The sequence below is a fragment of the Nocardia sp. PE-7 genome, assembly GCF_030486425.1.
Lineage (GTDB): Bacteria > Actinomycetota > Actinomycetes > Mycobacteriales > Mycobacteriaceae > Nocardia > Nocardia salmonicida_A.
This window is the reverse complement of record NZ_CP129614.1, coordinates 90465-109689: the sequence shown is the minus strand read 5'-3', so window position 1 is coordinate 109689 and position 19225 is coordinate 90465. Positions and strand designations below refer to the sequence as shown.

Genomic DNA, 19225 nt, shown 5'->3' with positions numbered 1-19225 from the left:
GGACCCCGTGACACCCCCTGCACAAACCACTCCGCAGGCGCTGCGACACATCGCAGCGGCGCATCCGCACGAGCCTGCCCTGATCGACGGCGCGATCCGCCTGGACTGGACCGAGCTTCTCGACCAGGTCCGGGTGGCCGCCCGCGCCCTGATCGCCCGTGGCATCGCCCCCGGCGACCGGGTCGCGATGTGGGCGCCGAACACCTATCACTGGGTGATCGCCGCCCTGGCCGCGCATTCGGTCGGGGCCGCGCTGGTACCGCTGAACACCCGGTATGTGGCGGCCGAGGCCGTCGATGTGCTGGCCCGCGTCGACGCGAAGGCGCTGTTCGTCGCCGGTCCTTTCCTCGGGCGCGATCGGGCGAGCGAACTCGCGGCGGCGGCGCCGGAACTGGGCATCGGGACCGTCGTCGTGATCCCGATCGGGGACGAACCGGCCCGTGCCGCGGGGGCGCCCACCCCCACGACCGTGACGTGGGACGAGTTGCTCGAACAGGCCGCGACGGTGTCCGAAGCGGTCGGCGAGGAGCGGGCCGCCCAGGTCTCCCCCGACGACATCTCCGACATCCTGTTCACCTCCGGCACCACCGGCCGCAGCAAGGGCACGCTCGTCGCGCACCGGCAGGCCCTGGATGTGGTGCGCGGGTGGGTCGAGTGCTCGACCCTGCGCGCGGGCGACCGCTACCTGGTGATCCCGCCGTTCTTCCACAACTTCGGTTACAAGGCGGGCATTCTCGCGTGCCTGGTCACCGGGGCCACGATCGTGCCGCAGGCCACCTTCGATGTGCCCGCCGCACTGGCGCTCATCGAGTCCGAGCAGATCACCGTGCTCACCGGTCCGCCGACGATCTACCAGACCATCCTCGAGCATCCCCAGCGCACCGAGCGTGACCTGAGCTCGCTGCGGGTGGCGGTGACCGGCGCGGCGACCGTGCCGGTGGTGCTGATCGAGCGGATGCGCGACGACCTCGCCTTCGAGGTGGTGATCACCGCCTACGGCCTGTCCGAGACGGCCGGTTTCGGGACCATGTGCCGGCCCTCCGACGACGCGGCCACGATCGCCAACACCTGCGGCGGGCCGATCGCGGGCTTCGAGCTGCGCCTGTCCGACGCCGGTGAGGTGCTGCTGCGCGGACCGAACGTGATGCTCGGCTACCTCGACGATCCCGAGGCCACCGCCGAGGCCATCGACGCCGATGGCTGGTTGCACACCGGCGACATCGGCATCGTCGACGAGCGCGGCTATCTGAAGATCACCGACCGGCTCAAGGACATGTACATCACCGGCGGATTCAATGTCTATCCCGCCGAGATCGAACAGACCCTGGCCAGGCTCGACGGTGTCGCCGAGTCTGCGGTGATCGGCGTGCCCGACGAGCGGATGGGCGAGGTCGGCAAGGCCGTCGTGGTCCGCAGGGCGGGATCCACGCTGACCGCCGACGAGGTGATCGCCTTCGCCGCGGGTCAGTTGGCGAATTTCAAAGTGCCGAGGCTTGTCGAGTTCCGCGACCAGCTGCCCTACAGCGCCGCGGGCAAGGTGCTCAAGCGTGAGTTACGTGAGGAGAAGTCGTGAGTCCCGAAACCGAGGCCGAGGTCGTCACCTACGAGGTGCGTGGACCGGTCGCCGTGGTCACCATGAACCGGCCCGACTTCCGCAACGCGCAGAACTCGAAGATGACCTACGCCCTCGACGCCGCCTTCGTGCGGGCAGTCGAGGACCCCGAGGTCAAGGTGATCGTGTTGGCGGGCAACGGGAAACACTTCAGCGCCGGGCACGACATCGGCACGCCGGGTCGCGACCACGATGTGCACTACGAGAACAAGGCCGCGCTGTGGTGGGACCACCTCGACCGTCCCGGCGGCGATCAGCGGTTCGCGCGCGAGTCCGAGGTGTATCTCGGCATGTGCAGGCGCTGGCGGGAAATCCCCAAGCCGATGGTGGCGATGGTGCAGGGCGCGTGCATCGCGGGCGGGCTCATGCTGGCCTGGGTGTGCGATCTGATCGTCTGCTCCGACGACGCGTTCTTCTCCGATCCGGTGGTCCGGATGGGCATTCCGGGCGTGGAGTACTTCGCGCATCCGTGGGTGATGGGTCCGCGCGCGGCCAAGGAGTTCCTGTTCACCGGTGACCGGTTCGGGGCGGCACAGGCCAAGGAGTGGGGCATGGTCAACCGGGTCGTGCCACGCGACGACCTGGAGGCCGAGGTGATGGGGCTGGCCGAGAAGATCTCCGCCATGCCGCAATTCGGGCTCGCGCTCACCAAGAAAGCCGTCAACCAGGCCGAGGATCTGATGGGCATGCGCTCCGGCATGGACTCCGTCTTCGGGCTGCACCATTTCGCACACGCGCACAACGCCGAGGTCGGCGCCGATTCGCTCGGCGGGATGAATGCCCGCTCGATGAAGGGCGCCGCCACCTCCGCCGAACAGAACGGGACGAAGTAAGTGGATCTCGAGATCGACCCGGCTGCCCGGGAATTCCAGCTGGAGGTGCGCGAGTTCCTCGCCGCCCATGTACCCGCCGAACCGTTGCCGTCGATGGACACGGCGGAAGGCTTTGCCGCGCACCGGGACTGGGAGGCGAAGCTGGCGCAGGCGCGACTGTCCGCCGTCTCGTGGCCGCGCGAGTTCGGCGGGCGTGACGCATCGATCCTGGAATGGGTGCTGTTCGAGCAGGAGTACTACGCCGCGGGCGCACCGGGGCGAGTCGCGCAGAACGGCATCTTCCTGCTCGCGCCGACCCTGTTCGAGCACGGCACCCCCGAACAGCTCGCGCGGATCCTGCCGCGTATGGCCCGTGGCGACGACATCTGGGCGCAGGCCTGGTCGGAACCCGAGTCGGGCAGCGACCTCGCGAGCCTGCGCTCGACCGCTCGGCGCACCGACGGCGGCTGGCTGCTCAACGGCCAGAAGACCTGGAGTTCGCGTGCGTCCTTCGCCGATTGGGCATTCGGCCTGTTCCGCAGCGATCCCGAGGCGCAGCGCCACCACGGACTCACCTACGTGATGTTCCCGCTCACCGCCGAGGGGGTGAGCGTGCGGCCGATCCCCCAGCTCGACGGCGAACCCGGCTTCGCCGAGATCTTCCTCGACGATGTCTTCGTGCCCGACCACGATGTGATCGGCGGGGTGAACGAGGGCTGGCGCGTCGCGATGGCGACCTCGTCCAACGAACGTGGCCTCTCGCTGCGCAGTCCCGGCCGGTTCAGCGCCACCGCGCAGCGGCTCATCGAGCTGTGGCGCGAGACCGCCGACCCGAGCGATACCGCGGCCCGGAACTCGGTGGTCGACGCCTGGCTCGGCGCCGAGTCCTACCGCCTGCACACCTTCGGCACCGTCACCCGCCTCACCGACGGCGGCCAGCTCGGCGCGGAGTCGTCGATCACCAAGGTGTACTGGTCCGAACTCGACATCGCCATGCACGAGACGGCGCTCGATCTCCTCGGCACAGCAGCCGAGCAGCGCAGCAACTGGACCGACGGCTATCTGTTCTCGCTCTCCGGCCCGATCTACGCGGGCACCAACGAGATCCAGCGCAACATCATCGCCGAGCGCATCCTCGGCCTGCCCCGCGAGAGCAAGCGATGAACATGCATTTCTACTCAGGAGGCGTGCGATGAGATTCGCGCTCAGTACCGAACAGCTCGACTTCGCCGCCGAGCTGCGCAAGATCCTCGAGGCAGGACAGGCGCCCGCCGCGGTGCGCGCCTGGGCGGCCGGTGACCCCGCCAAGGGCCGCGCGCTGCTGCGGCAGATCGCCGAGATGGGCGTCTTCGGCTTGATCGTCGACGAGAAGTACGACGGCGCGGACGCGACGCCCGTCGATCTGGTCGTGGCGCTGATCGAGCTGGGACGTGGCGGCGTGCCCGGCCCGGTGATCGAGTCCACGGCCGTGATTCCCGCGCTGCTGCAACGCCTTCCGGATGACTCCCCCGCGCAGCGCTGGTTGTCCGCGCTCGCGAGCGGCGACGCGCTCGGCACCGTCACCTTCGAACCGCAGCGCGGCATCGCTCTCGACGCCGATATCGCCGAGCCGGTCCTCGTCGCCTCCGGCGGTCGACTGGCGCTCGGCCTGTTGTCCAGCTCTGACGGCGACGCAACAGAGCCGGTGACCTCGATCGACCCTGCCCGCAAGCTGTTCCGCGTCACGGCCGACGAACTGCTCGCCGAGGGTCCCGAGGTCGAAGCCGCCCTCGACTACGCCTTCGACCTCGGCGTTCTCGCCTGTGCCGCACAGCTCCTCGGTGCAGGCCGCTCGATTCTCGAGCAGACCACCTCGTACGCGAAGCAGCGCAAGCAGTTCGGTCGTGCGATCGGTGAATTCCAGGCGGTGAAACAGCAACTCGCCGATGTGCTGATCGCCTTGGATCTGGCCGAGCCGCTGGTGTACCGCGCGGCGCTCACCCTGGATTCCGCCGACCGCGCTCGCGATGTCTCGGCAGCCCTGGTGACCTGCGGCGACGCTGCTCATCGCGCGGCGCGCGCCGGGCTCCAAGTGCACGGTGCCATCGGCTACACCGCGGAGTTCGACCTGTCGCTGTGGCTCACCAAGGTCGCCGCCCTGCGCACTGCCTGGGGCACAGCCGATTTCCATCGCGGCAGGATCGCCGACGCCCTACGCGCCGCCGAACCCGCTGCCGCCACGAGCTGAGACCGCGATGCCACCGCCGACCGAGGCCGAACACCGCGCCATCACCGAGCCTTACGAGGAACTCCATGTCATCGAATGAACTACTCGAATTCCGGACCTCCGTGCGGGCCCTGCTCGGCAAGCACGCGACGTCGGCCGCGCTGCGTACCGCGATGGACACCGACCTCGGGTACGACCCGAAGTTGTGGCGGATGCTGTGCGAGCAGGTCGGTGTTGCCGCGCTCGCGGTGCCGGAGGAGTGGGGTGGCGCGGGGGCGGGCCTCGTCGAATCACTCATGGTGGTCGGCGAGTTGGGACGGACGCTGAGCGGGGTGCCGATGCTCGGGTCGGCGGTGCTCGGGGTGCAGGCGATCTTGCTGGCCGACGACGAGCAGTCCTGCGCCCGACTCCTGCCCGATCTGGCCGACGGGTCGCGCACGGCGGCGCTGTGCTGGGCCGATGCCAACGGCTGGGATTCGCTCGGCGTCGTCGTGACCGACGGGAAGCTCAGCGGCGCGGCCCATTACGTGCTGCACGGCGCGCAGGCCGACCTGCTGTTGGTACTCACCGACGAAGGGCTGTTCGAGACGACAGCCGACGCCCCCGGCGTGGTCGTCACCGCGGCTCCCGCGCTCGACCCCACGCGCAAGCTCGCCACCATCACCTTCACCGATGCCCCCGCCACCCGGATCGGCACCGGCGACCCCGCGACGCTGCGCCGCCGGTTGCGCGAAATCGCCTGGGCGGCACTGGCCGCTGAGCAGGTCGGCGCGGCTCGACACTGCCTCGAGATGACGGTCGAGTACACGGCGTCGCGCGTGCAGTTCGGGCGCCCGATCGGCAGCTTCCAGGCGCTCAAGCACCGGATGGCCGATATGTACGTGCTGGTCGAGTCGGCCGAATCGGCGGCGCTGGCCGCTGCCATGGCGGTCGCCGAGAACAGCCCGTCGGCCGCGGAGGATGCCTGGGTCGCGCGCAAGCACTGCACCGAGACGTTCTCCACGGTGGCGGCCGAGACCATCCAGCTGCACGGCGGCATCGCCATCACCTGGGAGCACGACGCCCACCTCTACTTCAAGCGGGCCCACGCCACCGCCGAGCTGTTCGGTACCGGCAAGCGCCCGATCGCGGCCTAGCCAACACTCACCGAAAGCCCTGGCCGCAGCCCTGCGGCCAGGGCTTTCGGCATCCTGTGCGCCATGTCACCGGCCCCGGACTGGAACCCCACTGGTTTTAGATAGTTAGCTTATGTAATATAAAACTTCGTGAAGCAGACACCGCAGCCATCAGCGGACGACATCGTGGTCGACCTGTTGGTCACTGCCGGTCGGCTCACCCGACTGGCCGGGGCGATCAGCGACGACGACCTGCCCCGCGCGGTCCTGCGGGCCCTGGCCGTGCTCGACGAGCACGGCAGTCTGCGGGTGAGCGATTTCGCTCGGATCGACAGATGTTCCCAACCGGCGGCAACGGCGCTGATCGGTCGACTCGTCACCGACGGATTCGCCACCCGCACGAAGGACCCGCAGGACTCCCGGGCAGCGCTCATCGAGCTCACCCCGGCCGGCCGGTCCCGACTCACCGAGGCCAGACGCGCGTTCGCCGCCGCCATGGCGCCCGGACTCGCCGATTTCGATCTCGACCGGCTGATCCGTCTCGATACCGACATGAACGACCTGCTGACAGCCCTTCGCTCGGTTGCCCGCGGTCACCAGTGAAGCAACCAGGAGCGCCAGTGAGCATCCCCCAGTTGACTCGCGACAACACTGCCGCAGCCACCTCCCCGTCCGGCCAGCCCAAAGCCGTATGGGCCGTCGCCTTCGCGAGCGTGATCGCGTTCATGGGCATCGGCCTCGTCGATCCCATTCTCAAGCCGATCGGCGAACAGCTGAACGCCACGCCGTCACAGGTGTCGCTGCTGTTCACCAGCTACATGGCCGTGACCGGCGTCGCCATGCTGGTCACCGGCGTGATCTCGAGCCGCTTCGGCGCGAAGAAGACGCTGCTGACCGGGCTCGCGATCATCATCGTGTTCGCCGCGCTGGCCGGCATGTCCGGCAGCATCGGCGAGATCATCGGCTTCCGCGCGGGCTGGGGCCTGGGCAACGCCTTGTTCATCGCGACGGCGCTGGCCACCATTGTCGGCGCGGCCACCGGCGGCGTCGCCAAGGCGATCATCCTCTACGAGGCCGCGCTCGGCATCGGCATCGCGACCGGCCCGCTGCTGGGCGGTGTGCTCGGTGGCATCAGCTGGCGTGGACCGTTCTTCGGAGTATCGGTGCTGATGGCCGTCGCCTTCATCGCGATCATCGTGCTGCTGCCCGAAATGCCGAAACCGGCGCATCCGACCTCGATCACCGCGCCGTTCAAGGCGCTGCGGCACAAGGGATTGCTGACCGTCAGCATCACCGCGCTGCTCTACAACTTCGGCTTCTTCACCCTGCTCGCGTTCACCCCGTTCCCGCTGGACATGGGCACCTACGCGATCGGCTTCATCTTCTGCGGCTGGGGCATCCTGCTCGCCCTGTCCTCGGTGTTCCTCGCCCCGAAACTGCAGGCGCGCTTCGGTTCGCTGCCGATGATGGCCCTGTCGCTCGGCCTGTTCGCGCTCGATCTGGCGGTGATGGGGATGTTCACCGAGCACAAGATCGTGCTGATCGTCGGCGTCGTGATCGCCGGTGCGTTCCTCGGCGTGAACAACACGCTGATCACCGAGGCCGTGATGATCTCGGCGCCGGTCGAGCGCTCGACCGCGTCGGCGGCGTACAGCTTCGTGCGATTCGGTGGCGGCGCGGCCGCGCCGTGGGTGGCGGGCAAGCTCGGTGAGCACAATATGTCGCTGCCGTTCTGGCTCGGCGCGGCCTTCACCGCCGCCGCGGTCGCGGTGCTGTTCCTCGGGCGCGGCGCACTGGCCCACATCGACGACCACGACCCCGCCCCGCACTCCGTCGAGGAAGCGCAGGCCATCACCGTCGGCGATTGATGGTGTTATCGGAGCGCCGGCGCGCTCGGGTTCGCGGCCACCGCCGGTCCCGGCCGCTGCGCGTCCGGCCCCTCCCCAGGGGTCGGGGTTCCGGAGTTCTCCCTAAAGGTCGGGGGTCCGGGGTTCGGATTCGGGTAGCGTCGGGGCATGACCGAGGACCGGCGTGGGCTTGTCAGGGTTGAGACCGGGCAGAAGCGAGTGCGGGTCTATCTGCGCGGGAAGCTGGTGGCCGACACCTTGCGGCCGCTGCTGGTCTGGGAAGTCCCGTACTACCCGACCTACTACGTGCCGCTCACCGACGTGCGCGCCGACCTGGACCCGAACGGGATCAGCGAGCACTCCCCCAGCCGCGGCGACGCGACCGGATACGACGTGGCGGTCGAGGGCCTGCGGGCCGAGGGTGCGGCGCTGCGCTATCTCGACTCGCCGCTCACGGAGCTGAAAGACGCTGTGCGACTGGATATCGCCGCGTTCGATTGGTTCGAGGAAGACGAGCAGGTGTTCGTCCATCCCCGCGATCCGTATTCGCGCGTGGACATCCTCGGCAGTTCGCGACACGTGCGGGTGGAGATCGACGGGGTCACCGTGGCGGACTCGCGCTCGCCGCGCATTCTGTTCGAAACCGGTTTGCCCGCACGGTATTACCTGCCGTTGACCGATGTCCGGATGGATCTGCTCATCGCGTCCGACACCCACACCAGTTGCCCGTACAAAGGCACCGCGGACTACTGGAATGTCCGGGTCGGCGACACCAGTCACCTGGACGTCGTCTGGATCTATCGCACGCCGCTGCCGGAGAGCCAGAAGGTGGCCGGGTTGGCGTGCTTCTACAACGAGAAGGTCGACATCTACCTGGACGGTGTGCGACAGGATCGCCCGCACACACCGTTCAGCTGACTATTCGCCGACCTCGAGGACGCCCTCATCAACCGCCCACTTGATCGACTTCTCCAGTGACGGACACGATTCCGGCCGACCCGGCCGCGCACCGTGTGCGACCAACTGCGCGAAGATCGGGCAGTGCGCGTCGGGCCGCTCGGTCCACTGCACCGAGGTCTGGTGCGCGCTCGCCTTGCGCACCAGCACCTGCGCCGAACACGTCTGGCACCGCAGTGGCGTCATGCCCGAGTCGAGGTAGTGCTGTTTGTCGACCACGGTTTGCGCCCGCACCGCAGCCCGTCGCACGGGCTGATCAGCGAAATCAGGTGCCTTGGCCCAGGTCGGAGCGGGCCGCGACGGATCGCCGGACCTTTGCGGCTCGCCCGACCTGGAACTCATACGCCCGCTTCTTCGGACTCGGCCTTGCGGCGCAGGTTCTCCGCCACCTCGGCCTCCCACGCCTGATTCGCCTTGGTCGTATCGACCTCGAATTCGAAGCGCTGGGTCATCTTCTCGGTGACGTCGGCGACGTCGACGTAGAACTGGTCGTACCAACGGCGCAGCTGATAGACCGGGCCGTCTTCCTCGCAGAGCAGCGGATTCTCGACCTTGGACTTGTGCTTCCAGATCTCCACGTCCTGCAGGAAACCGTCGCCGAAGAACTTGGCCATCGTGTCGGCCAGCTTCTTCGCTGCGTCGTCGGGCAGACCCTTGGGCTTCTCGACGCTCAGGCCCCACTGCAGCACGAACGAATCCTGGCTGACCGGGTAGTGGCAGTTGATCAGCTGAACCTTGATCTCGTACCCGCTGTAGATGTTCACCAGCGGATTGATCATGTAGGACGGTCCGAAGTAGGACGCCTCCGACTTCAGCAGCGTGTCACCGCCGTGCTTGGCGGCCATGCCGACGTCGGGACGGCCCTTGGTCTCCAGGAACTGCGTCGCCACATGCCCTTCGAAGACGTTCTTGAAGAACGTCGGGAAGGCGTAGTGGATGTAGAAGAAGTGCGCCATGTCCACGACGTTGTCGATGATCTCGCGGCAGTTGGCGCCCTCGATCAGCAACGAGTCCCACGTCCAGTCGGTCCAGCCGCTGTTGTGGGTCTCGGTCGGATTGCCCTGCTCGTCGGTGAACGGACCCTCGATATACGGGATCGTGACCTCCGCGGGCGGTTCGTTGCCCTCGTGATCGTGCCAGATGTAGAGCTGACCGTTGCGCTCGAGCGTGGTCCACTTCCTGGTGCGGGCCAGCGGCGGCACACGGCGCGCGTACGGAATCGCGGTGCACTTTCCACTCGCGCCCCAGCGCCAGTCGTGGAACGGGCAGGCGATGTCGTCGCCCTTCACCGTGCCCATGCTCAGATCGCCGCCCATATGCCTGCAGTAGGCATCGAGCACGCGGATCTGGTCGTCGGTATCGGTCCACACGACGAGCTTGGTACCGAAGATCTCGACCGCGTGCGGTTTGCCGTCGCGGAACGTCGCCGCGAGACCGACACAATGCCAGCCGCGTGCGAACCTCGTCGGCGGTGCACCGACGTCGAGTTCCCTCACCTTGGGGTTGATCGCCATCCCGAACCCTCCTCGTTCACTAGAACACGTTACAAAACCGAGCCACTTCACGCCAGTTATCCAGCGAACTTCTCTGTTGACTCCTGTTATATCCGAGGTAGGGCGATCTTCTCGACATAAACGAGAACCTGTTCTAATCTCAGAGACGAATAGAACCGGTTGTCGATCCGACACAGGCAGGAGCGGGCTCCGAAATGACGCAAGAAGTGACCGAACGGGTCGAGGCACTGCTGCCGACGCTGCGTGAGCGCGCGCAGGAGGCCGAGGACCTGCGCCGCATTCCCGAAGAATCCATGAAGGCGCTGCAGGAGACCGGTTTCTTCCGGCTGCTCCAGCCCAAGCAGTGGGGCGGCCACGCCGCCGATCCGGTGGTCTTCTACGACACCGTGCGCAGGATCGCGAGCGCGTGCGGCTCCACCGGCTGGGTCGCGGGCATCATCGGCGTGCACAACTGGCACCTCGCGCTGTTCGATCAGCAGGCCCAGCAGGACGTCTGGGGCGACGACACCGATGTGCGCATCTCGTCGTCGTACGCGCCGATGGGTGCGGGACAGGCCGTCGACGGCGGCTACATCGTGCGCGGCTCGTGGGCTTGGTCCTCGGGTTCCGACCACGCCACCTGGGCGGTCCTCGGCGGTCCGGTGATCAAGAACGGCAAGCCGGTCGACTTCGGCAGCTTCCTGATCCCCCGCTCGGACTACCGCATCGATGACGTGTGGAACGTCGTCGGCCTGCGTGGCACCGGCTCCAACACCGTGGTCGTCGAGGACGTCTTCGTCCCGTCGCACCGGTTCCTGAGCTTCCGCGCGATGAGCGAGGGCCGCGCGCCCGGCCTCGAGCAGAACACCGACGCCGTCTTCAAGATGCCGTGGGGCACCATTCACCCCACCACCATCTCCACGCCGATCGTGGGCATGGGCTACGGCGCCTACGAGGCGCACGTCGAGCACCAGGGCAAGCGCGTGCGCGCGGCCTACGCCGGCGAGAACGCCAAGGACGATCCGTTCGCCAAGGTGCGCGTCGCCGAGGCGGCCAGCGACATCGACGCCGCGTGGCGTCAGCTCTCGGGCAATGTCGCCGAGGAGTACGCACTGCTGCTGGCGGGCGAGGAAGTGCCGTTCGACCTGCGCGTGCGCGCCCGTCGCGACCAGGTGCGTTCCACCGGACGCGTGATCGCCTCGATCGACAAGCTCTTCGAGTCCTCCGGCGCGACCGCGCTCGCCAACGGCACCCCGCTGCAGCGCTTCTGGCGTGACGCGCATGCCGGACGGGTGCACGCGGCCAACGATCCCGAGCGCGCCTACGTCATGTACGGCACGCACGAGTTCGGGCTGCCCGTCACCGACGCCATGGTGTAGCCGATGACCCAGACCGCTGAACTGACCTACGCATCGACCTCACGCTTCGCGCAGGTCACCCCCGACCTGAAGCTGCACTATCACGAAGCCGGGGTGGGCAACCCGACCACGATCGTGCTGATGCACGGCGGCGGACCCGGCGCCTCGGCGTGGTCGAACTTCGCCCGCAACATCCCGGTCCTGGCCGAGCGCTATCACGTGATCGCGCCCGACCAACCGGGATACGGCAAGTCCGACAAGCCGATCGACCACCCGCAGTACTTCGTGCACAGCTCCGACGCACTGCTCGCGCTGCTCGATCACCTGGAGATCACCGACCGGGTGCACCTGCTCGGCAACTCCCTCGGCGGCGGCGCCTCGGTGCGGTTCGCGCTCGACCACCCCACGCGCGCGGGCAAACTCGTGCTGATGGGCCCAGGCGGGCTGAGCACCAACCTGTTCGCGCCCGACCCCACCGAGGGCGTGAAGCTGCTCTCGAAGTTCACCTACGAACCGACCAGGGACAACCTGGAGAAGTTCCTGCGGATCATGGTCTTCGACCAGTCGCTGGTCACCGAGGAACTCATCGACGAGCGGTTCGCCTTCGCGAGTACCCCCGAGTCGCTGGCCGCGATGCGGGCGATGGGCAAGTCCTTCGCCGGCGCCGACTTCGAGAAGGGCATGCTCTGGCGTGACGCGTACAAGCTGCGTCAGCCGGTACTGCTGATCTGGGGTCGCGAGGATCGAGTGAACCCCCTCGACGGCGCGCTCGTAGCCACCAAGGTGATCCCGCGCGTCCAGCTGCATGTGTTCGGCGGCTGCGGGCACTGGGCGCAGCTGGAGAAGTTCGACGAGTTCAACCGGCTCACGGTCGATTTCCTCGGGGAGAAGTAATGAGCATCCGCGCCCTGGGCTACATGCGCATCGAGGCCACCGACATGGCGGCCTGGCGCGAGTACGGCCTCAAGGTTCTCGGCATGATGGAGGGCACCGGGCTCGATCCCGACGCGCTCTATCTGCGCATGGACGATTTCGCCGCGCGACTGGTGATCGTCCCCGGCGAGCAGGACCGGCTGCTGGTCTCGGGCTGGGAGGTCACCGACGCCCCCGGCCTGCAGCAGCTGCGCGAAACCCTGAGCAAGGCCGGGGTCGCCTTCACCGAGGGCACCAAGGAAGAGCTGGGTGAGCGCCGTGTCGAGGGCATGATCCGGTTCCAGGATCCGTCCGGGAACACGCTGGAGGCGTTTTACGGCGCGCAGTACCTGGGCCGCCGCTTCGTGAGCCCCTACGGCCACAAGTTCGTCACCGCCGAGCAGGGTCTGGGTCACGTGGTGCTGACCTGCACCGACGATGCCGCGGCGCAGGCGTTCTACCAGGACATCCTCGGCTTCCGACTGCGCGACTCCATGCGGCTACCGCCGCAGATGGTCGGCCGTCCCGCCGACGGTGACCCGGCCTGGCTGCGCTTCTACGGCTGCAACCCGCGCCACCACGCGCTGGCGTTCCTGCCGCTGCCGAACCCGACCGGCATCGTGCACCTGATGGTCGAGGTGGAGAACTCCGACGACGTCGGCCTCTGCCTGGACCGCGCCATCCGCAAGAAGGTGAAGATGTCGGCCACGCTCGGTCGGCACATCAACGACAAGATGCTGTCCTTCTACATGAAGACTCCCGGCGGATTCGACATCGAATTCGGTTGTGAAGGACTGGAAGTCGACGACCACGAGTGGATTGCCCGCGAATCGACCGCGGTCAGCCTGTGGGGTCACGATTTCACTGTCGGATTTCGGCAGCAATAGGAACGGCGGCGAAGGACATGACTGAACAGAGACCGGCTATCGACGGCCGGCAGTTCCGCACTGTGCTGGGACAGTTCTGCACCGGCATCACCGTGATCACCGCGCTCGATCCGGACGGCGCGCCCATCGGGTTCGCCTGCCAGTCCTTCGCCGCGCTCTCCCTCGACCCGCCCCTTGTGCTGTTCTGCCCCACCAAGGGGTCGCGGTCGTGGGCGGCGATCGAGGCGGCGGGCAGGTTTTGTGTGAACGTGCTCTCCGAGGAGCAGCAGCCCACGTGCGCGCGCTTCGGCTCGCGGGAGACCGACAAGTTCGCCGGCGTCGCCTGGCACACCTCCGAACTCGGCGTCCCGGTGATCGACGATTCGCTGGCCACCATCGAATGCACGGTCGACTCCGTCGTCGACGGCGGCGACCACTACATCGTGATCGGCCGGGTCCACGCGCTCTCGGAATCGGCCACCACCGGCGGCCGGCCGCTGCTGTTCTACCGCGGGCAGTACACCGGCATCGAGCCGGACAAGACCACTCCCGCCCCCTGGCGTGCCGACCTGGACCACTTCCTCACCACCACCAGCCTCGACACCTGGCTGTAAGCGACGAAGGCGCGGCTGGTCGTCCAGCCGTGCCTTCTTTTCATTTTAAGTGCTCATTCGGTGAGCACTTTGCGGCGGATCATAATTCTCATGACCATCGAATTCATCACCTGCGCCGACGCGAACGCCTGGGAATCGTGGCTTGCCGCCCATCACGACACCGCGGGTGAGGTCTGGGTGCGGATCGCGAAGAAGAACGCCCCGCGACCATCGGTGACCATCACCGAAACCCTCGACGGCGCTCTGTGTTACGGCTGGATCGATAGCCACCGCCGCGGCCTCGACGCCCACCACTACCTGCAGCGGTACTCGCCCCGCCGAGCCCGCAGCCCCTGGTCGCAAGTCAACGTCGCCAAGGCCGAAGCCCTCATCGCCGCAGGCCGCATGCAGCCCGCCGGGTACGCGTCCATCGAATCGGCCGTCGCCGACGGCCGCTGGGCCGCCGCGTACGAGCCGCAACGCACCGCCGAACCACCCACTGACCTCCTCGTCGCCCTCACCCCCGAGGCCGACGCCGCCTACCGAACCCTCACCCGCACCGACCGCTACCGACTGATCCTCCCCATCCTCAAAGCAACCACCCACACCGAACGAGCCACCCGCATCGCCCAGGCGATCACCGCGCTGGAATCAAGATCATCAGGCCCTCAGGGATTTTCGCTCTCGGCCGATAGTGCCGTGATGGCCTGGTGATCCGATGTTCAACTGGGCGCCCTGTGCCTCGAGGGCAGCGATCACGCGATCGATGACGACGTAGGGGCGGTTGCGCAGCAGGTCGGCGCCGACGCGGACGATCGACCAGCCGTGCGCGGCGAGGACGGCGTGCCGGTCGATGTCCTTCGTACGCTGCGCCGGGTCGGTCCAGTGCTGGGCGCCGTCGTATTCGACTGCCACCCGCCATCTTTCCCAGCCCATGTCGAGGCGGGCGAGAAATGCGCCGCCTCCGTCGCGCACCACGATCTGGGTGGTCGGCACCGGCAATCCGTGGTCGATCAGCAGCAAACGGGTCAGCGATTCCGGTGGCGACTCCGCGCCCGGATCGACCGACGCGAGCACGGCTCGCGCCCGCGTACAGCCGCGCACACGTCGGTGCGCATCGGCGCAGTTCAGAGCCGTCGACGGGTCGAGACCGGTAGCTCGACACAGCGCGTCCAGAGCTGGGATCGCGACATCACGCGGAAGGCGGCAGGCAAGGTCGAACGCCGTGCGGGGCGGTGTCGTGACCGGATATCCGTCGACCTCGCATCGCTCGCGCCGACTGATCTCGGACTGCACGACAACGATGCCCGGCACCGGACGACGGTGCCGCGGCAAGGCGATCTCGACAGGTTGATCGGCGTCCACATAGGCGCTACCCAGCAACGCGGCGGCAGACGTACCGACCAGCACTCCCTCCCCCTTGGTCCAATGGACCGCCGCCTTGGCTCGACCGACCGAATCGAGCTGTCGGCCTTTGCGCGCGTACACATCCGGCACAACCCGCTCGAAGTCATGGCGCAACTGGTGCCGCGTGAGCAACCCCGCCGCCAACGCCCACGACCCCACGAACGGCTCTTCGAATACCCCCATGCCGCAAAATAGTCCCCCACCCCACCGACAACCCCGACCCCCACGAACCCGACGCGGGTTCACCGGGTTGGACGCGTGATCACCAGGTCACCAGGGATTTTCGCTCTCGGGCGATAGTGCCGTGATGGCCTGGTGATCGGCGGTCCAAGTCAGGCGATACGCAGGGCGACGTCGCTGAGGACGGGGGCGTCGTCTCGTTCGACCACGGTGACGACCGCGATCAGGTGATCGGCCTCGCGCCAGACCTTGGTGCGCAGGGTTTCACCCGGGTAGAGGACGCCGGCGAACTTGGCGCGGAAACCGCCGACCCGGGTGGCGTCGCTGTCGAGCAGGGCGTCGGTGATCGCTTTGCAGACCGTGCCGTAGGTGGACAGCCCGTGCAGGATCGGGGCGGGAAAGCCTGCGCCACGGGCGAATTCGGGGTCCGAGTGCAGGGGGTTGCGGTCGCCGGAGAGGCGGTACAGCAGGGCCTGCTGCGGCAGGGTCGGGGTGAGCAGCTCCGCGTCGGGGGCGCGATCGGGCAGTTCGGTGCGGGTGCTCGGGCCGCGCTCGCCGCCGAAGCCGCCCTCGCCCTTGGCGAAGATGGAGGACCGCACGGTCCACAGCGGTTCGCCGTCGGACCCGGTGACGGTGTGCTCCTGCACGATCACCGCGTTGGCGCCCTTGTCCCAGATCTCGGCGATCCGGCCGACCGAGACCGCCTTGCCGGTGGCGGGAATCGGCTTGTGCACCTCCACTTCCTGGTGACCGTGCACGACCTTGGCCAGGTCGATCTCGATACCGGGGAAGCTCACTCGCGGCGGCTCGGTCTCGCCGAGGGTCGGCGCCACCGTCGCGAACGTCGGCAGCACCTGGGGTGCGCGATCGTCGAGGTAGGCCAGCTCGGCGGGGTCGGTCGGGCGCGCACCGGCGCCCAGACCCAGGTGATAGAGCTGCACGTCGGTGGGCGTCCAACTGAACTCGCGCGCAGGCAGTGCCGCGCCGAGGGCGGTCGCTAGATCAATGGGCATCGGTTACTCCTGCGTGTCTGCTGAACAGTGTGGATGGCTCGCCGCGGAGGTGGCGTGAGCGTGCACTCGATCGCGCGAACACACCACTTCCGATCATGCGTCGACCTCGTCCGCCGGCTCGGTAGCCGAGACGTCGAGGACCGCCAGATAGCCGATCGTGATCGTCGGGCTGACGCTCACGCGTTCGTCTTCGCGGATTCGGCCGTCTTCCTGGCGACGATGTCGAGCACCGCCAGGTAGGCGAAGGTGATCGCGGGGCCGATGGTGGCGCCGGGGCCGGCGTAGGTGTGGCCCATCACCGGCGAGCTGGTGTTGCCCGCGGCGTAGAGGCCGTCGATGACGGAATCGTCTTCGCGCAGCACCCGTGCGGCGGTATCGGTGACGAGGCCGCCCTTGGTGCCGAGGTCGCCGGGCACCATCTTCGCCGCGTAGAACGGGCCCTGCGACAGCTCGGCCAGGCACGGGTTCGGCTTCACGGTCGGGTCGCCGTAGTAGCGGTCGTAGTGGCTGTTGCCGCGACCGAAGTCCTCGTCCTTGCCCGCGGCGGCGAAGCCGTTGAACCGCTCGATCGTCGAGGTCAGGTTCTCGACGGGCACGCCGATGCGCTCGGCCAGCTCTCCGATCGTGTCGGCCTTGACGATGTAGTCGTTCTCCATCCAGCGCGACGGAAAGCGCTGCCCCGGCTGCAGACCCGCGAAGATGTAGCGGTTGCGGTAGCGCTGGTCGAACACCAGCCAGGACGGCACGTTCTCGCCGGGGCCCGCGCCCTGGCCGTACTCACCGCCGTACATGGTGTGCACCGCCTCGACGTAGGGCGCCGACTCGTTGCCGAACCGTTCGCCCCGGTCGTTGACCATGATGGTGCCGGGCAGATTGCGCTCGGCCAGCGCGAACCAGGGCTTGCCGCCCTTGAAGATCGTCGGACCCCACCAGGCGTCCTCCATGAAACCGACCGTCGCACCCGCTGCCATGCCCGCGACGATGCCATCGCCGGTGTTGGCCGCGGCGCCGGTTGTCCACTCAGTGGTTATCGGCTGACGCTGGTACTTGGCCCGCATGTCGGCATTGTGTTCGAACCCGCCGGCGCCGAGCACCACGCCGTAGCGCGCGGTGAAGGTGACCGGTTCGCCGTCGACGGTGGCCTTGACCCCGGTGACCTTGCCGTCGGTGACCACCAGGTCGGTGAGCGGGGTGTTGAGCAGCACCGGCACGCCCACGTCGAGCAGGCCCTTGCGCATGGCGGCGATGATGGCCTGCCCCATGCCGAGCAGATGCTTGCCGGTCCACTTGGCCAGGTAGGTGCGCGCGCCGACGCGCAGCGCCCGCATCGCGCCCTTGGGATGACGGCGGATCAGGTTCAGCCGCACGAAGTCGGCCTGCATGACGACCACGTTCAGCGGCGCCTTGGCGTAGGGCGGTTCCAGATTGACCAGTTCCGCGCCGAGTACCTTGCCGTTGAACGGCGTCGGTTCGCACGAACGGCCCTGACCGAGGCCGCCCGGCGCCTCGGGGTAGTAGTCGGAGTAGCCCGGAACCCACTTCATCTTCAGCGGGGTGTGGTCGAGGACGAAGTCGAACGCCTCGGCGCCGCGATCGAGGTAGGTATCGATCTTCTCGGCGGGCACCGCGTCGCCGATGATGCTGTGCAGGTAGGTGCGCGCGTCCTCGCGGTCGTCGGGGCGGCCCGCGGCGAGCAACGCCTTGTTGCCCGGAATCCAGACGCCACCACCGGATCGGGCCGTCGACCCACCGTAGTGCGCGGCCTTCTCCAACAGCACAACGCTCAGTCCCTTGTGCGCCGCCGCGAGGGCGGCGGTCATCCCGGCGGCGCCGCTACCGACGACCACGACATCGTATTCCCGATCACTCATGTAGAACACGTTATAGAAGGGTCCGGTCGTTGGACAGATAAAAATAGAACTAAGTAGAACATGTTGCAGAAATCACCAGATGTAGCGTTGTATTGTCAGGTGAACGGCTGATGCTGGACTGGAAAACCGGTTACAGTTTTGACGTCTAGATTCTTCCGACCGTGCTGCCAAGGAGGTCCGCGTGCTGCCTGACGCGGTACGAACCCATCTCGCCGACGAACTGGCCCGCGCCGAAGACGAGCGTGTCGCCGTGTTGCCGCTCGTCGACCGGTTCCCCGATATCGATGTGGTCGATGCCTACGAGATCCAGCTGCTCAATATCCAGCGTCGGCTCCGGTCCGGCGCGAAGGTCGTCGGGCACAAGGTGGGGCTGTCGTCGAAGGCGATGCAGGAGATGATGGGCGTCGACGAGCCCGACTACGGTCACCTGCTCGCCGACATGGAGGTCTTCGAGGACGTCCCCGTCGACACCTCGAAGTTCCTGCTGCCGCGCGTAGAGGTCGAGGTCGGATTCGTACTCGGCGCCGACCTGCCCGGCGAGGACTGCACCGAGGCCGACGTGCTGGCCGCGACCGTCGCGTACGCGCCCTCGATCGAACTCATCGACTCACGTATCAAGGACTGGAAGATCGGCCTGACCGACACCATCTCCGACAACGCCTCCTCGGCCGGTTTCGTGCTCGGCAAGGAGCGCGTCGCACCCGGCGACATCGACATCAAGGCAATCGACGCCGTGCTCACCCGCAACGGCGAGGTCATCGCCGAGGGCCGCAGCGACGCGGTGCTGGGCGATCCGGTGATCGCCGTCGCGTGGCTGGCGCGCAAGGTCGCGACCTTCGGGGTGCGGTTGAAGAAGGGCGACATCGTGCTACCCGGTTCCTGCACCCGCGCCATCGACGCCCGCCCCGGTGACGACTTCCTCGCCGAGTTCACCGGACTCGGTTCCGTCCGTTTGCGTTTCAGCTGAACCAGACTTCCCTAGG

General features: G+C 67.6%; 19 protein-coding genes. 14 read left to right on the top strand and 5 right to left on the bottom strand.

Translation table 11 applies throughout. The features are described 5' to 3' along the window. Positions 1–7 precede the first annotated feature (7 nt). The 8 genes from QX204_RS00575 (at position 8) to QX204_RS00540 (ending at position 8510) form a co-directional block, all read left to right on the top strand. Positions 8–1573: a FadD3 family acyl-CoA ligase gene (locus QX204_RS00575; RefSeq protein ID WP_301904672.1), complete on the top strand. Its 1566-nt coding sequence runs from the start codon at positions 8–10 to the stop codon at positions 1571–1573. Next, a complete protein-coding gene (locus tag QX204_RS00570) occupies positions 1570–2445 on the top strand; it encodes an enoyl-CoA hydratase (RefSeq protein ID WP_301904671.1) in 876 nt (291 codons plus the stop codon). The genes QX204_RS00575 and QX204_RS00570 overlap by 4 nt, the downstream gene beginning before the upstream one ends. Beyond that, a complete protein-coding gene (locus QX204_RS00565) occupies positions 2446–3588 on the top strand; it encodes an acyl-CoA dehydrogenase family protein (protein ID WP_301904670.1) in 1143 nt (380 codons plus the stop codon). It begins immediately after the preceding gene. 28 nt (positions 3589–3616) lie between these two features. Next, positions 3617–4651 (top strand): acyl-CoA dehydrogenase family protein, encoded by a 1035-nt coding sequence (locus QX204_RS00560; protein WP_301904668.1) that lies wholly within the window; start codon positions 3617–3619, stop codon positions 4649–4651. A gap of 65 nt (positions 4652–4716) precedes the next feature. Continuing rightward, entirely contained in the window at positions 4717–5766 is a 1050-nt protein-coding gene (locus tag QX204_RS00555) for an acyl-CoA dehydrogenase family protein (RefSeq protein WP_301904666.1), read from the top strand. Positions 5767–5895: 129 nt separating this feature from the next. Further along, entirely contained in the window at positions 5896–6348 is a 453-nt protein-coding gene (locus QX204_RS00550; protein WP_301904665.1) for a MarR family winged helix-turn-helix transcriptional regulator, read from the top strand. A gap of 17 nt (positions 6349–6365) precedes the next feature. Next, positions 6366–7613: an MFS transporter gene (locus tag QX204_RS00545; RefSeq protein ID WP_301904663.1), complete on the top strand. Its 1248-nt coding sequence runs from the start codon at positions 6366–6368 to the stop codon at positions 7611–7613. 147 nt (positions 7614–7760) lie between these two features. Then, a complete protein-coding gene (locus QX204_RS00540; protein WP_301904662.1) occupies positions 7761–8510 on the top strand; it encodes a DUF427 domain-containing protein in 750 nt (249 codons plus the stop codon). Here QX204_RS00540 and QX204_RS00535 read toward each other — a convergent pair whose 3' ends face one another. Further along, positions 8511–8891 (bottom strand): hypothetical protein, encoded by a 381-nt coding sequence (locus tag QX204_RS00535; protein ID WP_301904661.1) that lies wholly within the window; start codon positions 8889–8891, stop codon positions 8511–8513. Beyond that, on the bottom strand, positions 8888–10063 hold the full coding sequence (locus QX204_RS00530) for a 3-ketosteroid-9-alpha-monooxygenase, oxygenase component (RefSeq protein ID WP_301904660.1): 1176 nt from the start codon (positions 10061–10063) through the stop codon (positions 8888–8890). The genes QX204_RS00535 and QX204_RS00530 overlap by 4 nt, the downstream gene beginning before the upstream one ends. Positions 10064–10257: 194 nt before the next feature. Here QX204_RS00530 and hsaA point away from each other — a divergent pair, with 194 nt between their 5' ends. The 5 genes from hsaA to QX204_RS00505 all read left to right on the top strand — a co-directional run bounded on the left by hsaA (position 10258) and on the right by QX204_RS00505 (position 14485). Then, positions 10258–11421, top strand: a complete 1164-nt coding sequence (hsaA, locus tag QX204_RS00525) for a 3-hydroxy-9,10-secoandrosta-1,3,5(10)-triene-9,17-dione monooxygenase oxygenase subunit (protein WP_301904658.1) — start codon at positions 10258–10260, stop codon at positions 11419–11421. A 3-nt stretch (positions 11422–11424) separates the two neighbouring features. Beyond that, complete coding sequence (hsaD, locus tag QX204_RS00520; protein WP_301904657.1) at positions 11425–12294, top strand: 4,5:9,10-diseco-3-hydroxy-5,9,17-trioxoandrosta-1(10),2-diene-4-oate hydrolase; 870 nt, start codon at positions 11425–11427, stop codon at positions 12292–12294. After that, a complete protein-coding gene (gene hsaC, locus QX204_RS00515) occupies positions 12294–13199 on the top strand; it encodes an iron-dependent extradiol dioxygenase HsaC (protein WP_301904656.1) in 906 nt (301 codons plus the stop codon). The genes hsaD and hsaC overlap by 1 nt, the downstream gene beginning before the upstream one ends. 17 nt (positions 13200–13216) lie before the next feature. Continuing rightward, positions 13217–13792, top strand: a complete 576-nt coding sequence (gene hsaB / locus QX204_RS00510; RefSeq protein ID WP_062982782.1) for a 3-hydroxy-9,10-secoandrosta-1,3,5(10)-triene-9,17-dione monooxygenase reductase subunit — start codon at positions 13217–13219, stop codon at positions 13790–13792. A 90-nt stretch (positions 13793–13882) separates the two neighbouring features. Next, positions 13883–14485, top strand: coding sequence for a YdeI/OmpD-associated family protein (locus tag QX204_RS00505; RefSeq protein WP_301904655.1), 603 nt, complete (start codon positions 13883–13885; stop codon positions 14483–14485). Here QX204_RS00505 and QX204_RS00500 read toward each other — a convergent pair. The 3 genes from QX204_RS00500 to kstD all read right to left on the bottom strand — a co-directional run bounded on the left by QX204_RS00500 (position 14432) and on the right by kstD (position 18251). After that, positions 14432–15361, bottom strand: a complete 930-nt coding sequence (locus tag QX204_RS00500) for a type IV toxin-antitoxin system AbiEi family antitoxin (RefSeq protein ID WP_301904654.1) — start codon at positions 15359–15361, stop codon at positions 14432–14434. The two genes, QX204_RS00505 and QX204_RS00500, sit on opposite strands and share 54 nt — an antisense overlap. A gap of 149 nt (positions 15362–15510) precedes the next feature. Next, a complete protein-coding gene (locus QX204_RS00495; RefSeq protein WP_301904653.1) occupies positions 15511–16371 on the bottom strand; it encodes an enoyl-CoA hydratase ChsH3 in 861 nt (286 codons plus the stop codon). A 176-nt stretch (positions 16372–16547) separates the two neighbouring features. Then, entirely contained in the window at positions 16548–18251 is a 1704-nt protein-coding gene (gene kstD / locus QX204_RS00490) for a 3-oxosteroid 1-dehydrogenase (protein WP_301904652.1), read from the bottom strand. 172 nt (positions 18252–18423) lie between these two features. Here kstD and QX204_RS00485 point away from each other — a divergent pair, with 172 nt between their 5' ends. Continuing rightward, the gene (locus QX204_RS00485) at positions 18424–19209 is read left to right on the top strand and encodes a 2-keto-4-pentenoate hydratase (RefSeq protein ID WP_194825626.1); all 786 of its coding nucleotides are present in this window, start codon (positions 18424–18426) and stop codon (positions 19207–19209) included. The last annotated feature ends 16 nt before the right edge of the window (positions 19210–19225 follow it).